General features: G+C 36.9%; 7 protein-coding genes, 1 tRNA gene and 1 pseudogene. All 9 read right to left on the bottom strand.

What is annotated here, in order from left to right; all coding sequences use genetic code 11:
• Positions 1-221: 221 nt before the first annotated feature.
• A pseudogene (locus H6A34_RS13280) lies at positions 222-974 on the bottom strand (inositol monophosphatase family protein).
• Positions 975-1,176: 202 nt separating this feature from the next.
• Positions 1,177-1,294: transfer RNA gene (locus H6A34_RS13275), tRNA-Lys, on the bottom strand.
• A gap of 395 nt (positions 1,295-1,689) precedes the next feature.
• Positions 1,690-2,292 (bottom strand): SanA/YdcF family protein, encoded by a 603-nt coding sequence (locus H6A34_RS13270; RefSeq protein ID WP_205105907.1) that lies wholly within the window; start codon positions 2,290-2,292, stop codon positions 1,690-1,692.
• Between the two features lie 10 nt (positions 2,293-2,302).
• Positions 2,303-2,836 (bottom strand): hypothetical protein, encoded by a 534-nt coding sequence (locus tag H6A34_RS13265; RefSeq protein WP_205105906.1) that lies wholly within the window; start codon positions 2,834-2,836, stop codon positions 2,303-2,305.
• A 136-nt stretch (positions 2,837-2,972) separates the two neighbouring features.
• Positions 2,973-3,413 (bottom strand): hypothetical protein, encoded by a 441-nt coding sequence (locus tag H6A34_RS13260; RefSeq protein WP_205105905.1) that lies wholly within the window; start codon positions 3,411-3,413, stop codon positions 2,973-2,975.
• Positions 3,414-3,423: 10 nt separating this feature from the next.
• Positions 3,424-3,882, bottom strand: coding sequence for a hypothetical protein (locus H6A34_RS13255; RefSeq protein ID WP_205105904.1), 459 nt, complete (start codon positions 3,880-3,882; stop codon positions 3,424-3,426).
• A 12-nt stretch (positions 3,883-3,894) separates the two neighbouring features.
• Positions 3,895-4,602, bottom strand: coding sequence for a hypothetical protein (locus H6A34_RS13250; RefSeq protein ID WP_205105903.1), 708 nt, complete (start codon positions 4,600-4,602; stop codon positions 3,895-3,897).
• Positions 4,603-4,903: 301 nt separating this feature from the next.
• Positions 4,904-5,491 (bottom strand): tyrosine-type recombinase/integrase, encoded by a 588-nt coding sequence (locus tag H6A34_RS13245; RefSeq protein WP_205105902.1) that lies wholly within the window; start codon positions 5,489-5,491, stop codon positions 4,904-4,906.
• Between the two features lie 317 nt (positions 5,492-5,808).
• On the bottom strand, positions 5,809-6,295 hold a 487-nt coding region (locus H6A34_RS13240), incomplete at its 5' end, for a DUF3871 family protein (protein ID WP_205105901.1).

Below are 6,295 nucleotides of genomic sequence, written 5' to 3'. Positions count from 1 at the left end.
GACGGCCTTTTGTCTTGTGCTCGATGGCGTCGGCAGTTTGGAGTAAAAGTGTTATGTAAGGTTTTCTGGCTAACGTTCGATGCGATTATCCATTCCTGTACTGAACAGTGTTAATCCTTCTTCCATGTCCGAAGCGTATACACTCAGTCTTGCCTTTTTCTGAGGAAACTACCGTTTCATTTCTGCATAGTCAGGAAGGTGAATATATCGAATGCCGTTGATTATAACAATTTAAGTAATTCTTCGTGAATCAGTCCGTTTGTTCCGGCTATCGGGCTTCCCTGTGAAGGGTCTAGTTCTCTGCCATTCCAATCTGAAACTTTACCTCCGGCCTCTTGTACCAGAAGCATTCCTGCCGCATAATCCCACGGGTTCAAATAAGCCTCGAAGTATCAACCTTGCCTGCCGCACGCAGTGTATGCCAGCTCCAAAGCGGCAGAACCAAGTCTCCGGATATCTTGTGACTTTTCATAGACTTTGAGGAACTTTGCAAAGTTATCTTTGGCAAGTTCCCTTTTTGCCGTGCCAATACCGATTATGGTTTCCGAGAGATTTTTGTCAGAGGCTACGTGTATTGTCTTGCCGTTTAAAAAACTTCCTCCACCTTTGACGGCGGAGAAAACTTCATCGTGAAATGGGTCATAGACAATGCCCATAACAATCTCTTTTTGTCGGCAAAGAGCCAACGAAACTACGCTGTGCTGATAGTCATGCATGAGATTGGTGGTGCCGTCGACAGGGTCAAGAATCCAGTAGCTGTCCGTATCCATCCGCTGTAACCCAGTTTCCTCTCCGAGAAATTGTATGTCTGGCGCAAGTGTGTATAATGCCTTTTTCAGAAAATCCTGTACCGCAATGTCCACTTGAGTGACGTAGTCGGCAACACCTTTTTCTCTTACATGGGCTGCCATTTCTCGATTCCTGATTATTCCTTGGGTCTCTTTGACCAAGTTGATAATACGTTGTATATCCATTGTCTTGTCTATAAAGTTTATTTCGATGGTTGTTCTGCAATTGTGGATGCCGTCGGTATTAGTACCCCTTGTTTTCGTCAGTTGACACTATTCCGTAGCTTTTTCGTGCGTAGTTTAACTTTGGCGGGAAAACAATATGTAAAAACAAAACAGGCAGTCATCCGTTTAAAGATAACCGCCTGATTTTCAATGGTTTAATAAGTGATCCGTTTGGGGCTCGAACCCAAGACCCCAACATTAAAAGTGTTACTGCTTTTCACCGTTTAAAAGGCTCGCCTACGGCTCGTCTTTCAAACGGCAACCAGCTGAGCTAACGAATCTTACGGTTATCTTATTACATTTTCAAATGTCTTGAAATTTTACCTCACGCTTCTTTCAGTTTACATGGTGGTTTACATCTAATAAAGCAAGATGTGGTTATAAATATGTTTGTTATCTCGGTGTAAAGTTAGCAAATTCAGTTGGACTATGCAAGTAATAATAAGAGAATCAGTCATATAGGTGTACTTTATTCAGATGTTTCTAAATACTTGAAAAGCTACTATATTCTAATTGCTGAAATATAGAATAAAGCGGCTTTTTCAGTAGGTGGTACTTTTTTCTGAATCTCCCTATAAAATGGACTTTCTTAAAAAATGTCCTCTTGTGTTTTATGTCCGATTTTCAACCTATTTCATTTCTTCTTCTAAGAGTGTCAGGAAGAAAAATTAGACACTTATTTAGAACTCACTAAATCTATAAATAACTTTACCCTTGCAAGAAATTCCCTTGAAATGTTCCGTATTTTCTTCTTTGCAATATTTGGCATAGTTGCATTATAAGCTACGGCTTGCAAGCCGTAATGTTCTGCAAGATATATGGCTCTTTCATTGTGGTACTTCTGTGAAATGATAGTAATGCTTCCCAAGTCCTTGACTTTGGTTATCGAATGCAGGGTGCGCGTTCCTTGATAGTCCAAAGAAACCAAGCTGTCAGGAACTCCCTGTTTTATCAAAGAATCTCTCATAGCCATCAATTCATTGCATCCTCCATTACTTGAATAATCTCCTCCACTTGCTATAATCCTTCTTATCTTTCCACTATGGTAAAGCATTGCGGCAGCTTTGATTCTTTCATCAAAGTAGTAGTTATGCTCACCATTGGAAGTTATAGGAGAAGTTCCCAATAACAGACCAACTTCATTATAAGGAATGCTTTGAACATCATTAAAGGTCTTTCCTTTTGCATTGATAGAAACCAATAAGTAACAACTTAGAATGGCTATCAAAAGCACCGTTGCCAAACATAGTAATAAGATTCTGCATTTCTTCTTTCTCATTGAATAGTTTTTAGAAGCCGAAACCAATAGACACAGACACTCCGTGAGGGTAAATATCTGTTTTATTTTCTTCTGAAACCCATCCCATTTCATTTGGCTTCATCCAACCATCATAAGGATTAGCGTTATAAGTATATCCAACTTTTAAGAACACAGATAGCCCTTTATAGAAGTTCCAACTGACACCAATGCCCGGATTCATATAAAAGCCTGACGCATCAAGTAAACTATATCCTATTTTTGCATCAATAAAAGGAGAAACTTTCTTCTTCAATATGGTGTATTTCACATCTGCATAAATAGGAATGGCTGTATAGCCGTCTCCTAAACGAACTCCTGCACCAGCACCCACATAAAGGTATGGGTTGAATTGAACACCATGTGTTGTGTAAATGTCAGTGGTACTGAACAATCCCATATCGTCAGTGTGTAATGTCCTACCGCCCTCGATAGAGCCTTTATAGGTCTGTGCATTACTTGTTGTGGGGCTTATGCTCAATGCTGTAAGAATAAAGAGTATTCCAATAAATCTTAATGTTCTCATTTGTCTTTTGTTTTTATGTTCCATTTCCTTTATGACTTACAATATATTTTCCTTAGTAATATCTATTTCTTCTTACTCTATGCTAAGAGTATAACAATAAAATATAAATGCCTATTTCAGACATCTAATTAAACTGTTAATAAAAAATAGAAGTTGTAACAGACAAACTAATGTATTTTAAATTTTTTCCATCAAATTGTATTTCTAAATCTCGGTTTCGATAATAAAATTCATCTTCTGAATCTGATTTGCAGTCATATTTACGCTCCAACAAAGAAACAACAGTTTCAGGTTCTTCTATTGTGTTGTAATAAAAAATCTTCCAAAATATGTTATTATAAAAATACAGTGTGCAGTATTTAAACCGCATATCGTTAATTGTAACCTCTGAATAGATAGTTATTTCTCCAATAGAGCCACTATTTCCTCCTTGACAATTATAACCAAGATTCTCAATATAAGTACATATTTCTTTAATATCTGCATTTTGACCTAATGCACAACCGAAATGAACTCTTTGAGCAGAAGATGAAAATACCACAAATGTAGCTATTAACAAAAATAAAATCTTTTTCATATTGCATTTTTTAGAAGTAAACTATTCCCAAAGTGCTTATATAAACCTGATATGCACAAGCTCGTTTTATTTGCTCTGGCGCATCATATCCTATCGGAGAAGCATAATAGCTCGCATTATTCCACATTTGACCGTCCCAATATCCACAGACCATAATCTGATTCTTATTTACCCCTGATATTCCTATTTTTAGTTTAACAGAATAGAATTGTCCTGCATAAAGATATATTCCATTGGCTACTTGAACATTCTGCGGACTTACATTCTGCATGAACTTATTGGGGTCAATCACATCATATTGGGTAACACCATTATTATAGTTACCACCATTATTGCCACCATAAGACTGTTGTTTTTGCTTTGTTTGAGTTGAAACATCTTTATAGGTAGTAAAAAAATCATCATAAGATTGGCTATAAGCTATTGTGCCAATCAATGCAAATACTGAAATAAAAATTGTACGTTTCATATTTGTTGTATTTTAATTAAATGTAAATGCTATTCCATATTCCGAGAAAATGATATTGTAACATTTGGGTTTATCCTTATAAGGAGCGATAAGTATTTTTGCAGGATAAACAACTCTTTTAGCAGCTTTACCTGTATGTCCATCATGTGAATATTTTGTAGGCATTTTCCCATTCCAATGTGCAACCCAATCTCTTACAGTGGTTGGAACATAATAATCATTCAAATAGAACTCAATGCTTCCGCTATATTCGTAAAATTGTTTTTCTTTTATTCTACGTTTCTTTTCTTTTTTATCCACTCTATCATTAAAGTTGTAAATATCAACTTTGACACAATAATCCGATGGATGCTTGGAAGCAGGATAGATAACGAAATTTGCATAAGTACCTTTAATTCGTGGCAATTCATACTCGTACCCTAAAGTGGGAATCCAATCACCCCAATAGCCGTCTATATTGCGACAAACGCTATTAATTTTTGTTTGGGCAAATCCTGATGTAGCAACAGCTAAAAAGATGATACTAATGATATTCACTTTTAACAAGCGCATATAAAATAGTCTAATGTGCCACTCAATACCCGGAAGAAGCGATTTTACTTTTTTATTCTTGCCACATATAAAGAAAAGGTGTGGGTACTTTGGCTTATTATCTTGTTGAGGCTCTCTTATTGCTAAGAGTTCTGGACTGCCCTTGACTGTATAATAAGCAAAGCCCACACCAAGAAATTATATAAGCCACCTGTTGAGGTAGGTATATAATCCTGATGTGGGCGTTCCTGCCCATTATCCACAGTCAAGAATTGTCCAGATTCCAACAAGGGATAATTTAGCTAAACGCCCTTTCGTCTTATATGTCCTTTCTGCTTCCTAACTCATTAGTCCGCTGAAATTGCCACAAAGTTACTCAAAAGTGTTTAGCGTTGCAAGAACTTTGCTTATTATTTGCTAATCAAGCAGGTAGAAAATCAATCTCTGCCTATAAAGTGCAAAGTTATTGATTTTCTCACCTACTGAAAGATTAGAAGCTAAGGCAATCGTAAGTATTTAATAGTTCTTCCTGCCTTAGTCCAAGATAGCGTTTAGTTATAGCAACAGAACTATGATTGAAAAGCTCCATAAGTTTGACCAAAGCCAATTCAGAGTTTTCACAGTTCATGTTATAGACCTGTCTGCCAAAAGTCTTTCTAAGTGAATGGCAACTGAAATTACCTATATGCAATTTGTACTTATGTTTCAGCTCTTTCAGAATTATGTTTATCCGTTGGATTGAATAGACCGTGCCTTTCTGACTTACCAAAATAGGGGAACTTTTGCCTAATGGCTTGATAGCCTTGTAACATTCTGCAATATGCCTTTGCAACTGTGGGTTAATGCGGATAGTCCGTTTCTTTCCAGTCTTGTGTTCTATGATAGTGAACTCACTCACATTGAGTATCTGATTCCACCTTAATGAAAGTATGTCACTTATCCGCAAGCCAAAGAAGCAACCCAAAGAGATTAGCAAACTCATATTATAGTTACCGTCCTTGAATAGCTTTCTTATCAAGTTCATAGCTTCATCCCATTGCAGGAAGTCTGCTGTTGTGTTGCTGTATTTCAAACTCATAATGTTCATTTTTGAGAGTTAGACAATAAAAGTGAATGTCCGGTGTATGCTCAATAAACGTAACTAACTGAACATCAACAGAACATTCACTTTCTGTATTAGTGAATCAACATAGAATAAATTGTAGCCAATATCCAAAAGATTCCTATCGTATAAAGCGGACTGATGCAAAGGAACACGATAAAGACCACCACGAATATTGCTCCATAAAAATTCCAATTTTCATTATTTTTCTGTGCCATAAAATTCAGATTTTAGAAATTAGTAAAAAGTGGGAAATATCCATTTCTGAATATGTCCCACCGCTGTAAAGTGAATCAATCAATAAACCATGAATAACGCTCGTCACCGTGCAAAGCCATGTTAATGCCCTGTGCTATCTCTGTTGCATTCAGACTTCTATCCAAGAAAGAATCTATGTAGCTACTTTTGTTAGCACCTGTCAGAAGATTATAGAATCTCCACATAGACAAGTCACCGCCAAAACCGCCAAAGTTTTCATCCTGAATGTAAGCCTTTGCCACGCTGTTTATTTGTGTATCTGTGATAAGCAAACGGGGTATGCTTTTCTGATAGCCTTGTGGTAGACATTGATAAAGACGCATCTTGCCAAGTATCTGTGCAAACTGATGTTCCGTCAGATAGCTATGCCCAAGTGTCTGCATCAAGTGAATGTGCTTTGCAGGGTCGTAATGGTAAAACATATCCAAGACAGAACGGAACAAGTCATTTGTACTTGAAACTTCCAAGTTACCAAAATAACCGTCCGTGTAAACACACAAGTTGCAGCAAACCATATTCTTA

It is taken from the genome of Marseilla massiliensis (genome assembly GCF_016899855.1).
Classification (GTDB): Bacteria; Bacteroidota; Bacteroidia; order Bacteroidales; family Bacteroidaceae; genus Prevotella.
The sequence above is the reverse complement of the archived record's forward strand: the minus strand, read 5'-3'. Positions and strand labels throughout refer to the sequence as shown.

Excerpts from the sequence above, each read along its gene's own strand:
- H6A34_RS13270 (WP_205105907.1), bottom strand. The coding sequence starts at position 2,292 with ATGAGAAAGAAGAAATGCAGAATCTTATTACTATGTTTGGCAACGGTG.
- H6A34_RS13265 (WP_205105906.1), bottom strand. The coding sequence starts at position 2,836 with ATGAGAACATTAAGATTTATTGGAATACTCTTTATTCTTACAGCATTG.
- H6A34_RS13260 (WP_205105905.1), bottom strand. The coding sequence starts at position 3,413 with ATGAAAAAGATTTTATTTTTGTTAATAGCTACATTTGTGGTATTTTCA.
- H6A34_RS13255 (WP_205105904.1), bottom strand. The coding sequence starts at position 3,882 with ATGAAACGTACAATTTTTATTTCAGTATTTGCATTGATTGGCACAATA.
- H6A34_RS13245 (WP_205105902.1), bottom strand. The coding sequence starts at position 5,491 with ATGAGTTTGAAATACAGCAACACAACAGCAGACTTCCTGCAATGGGAT.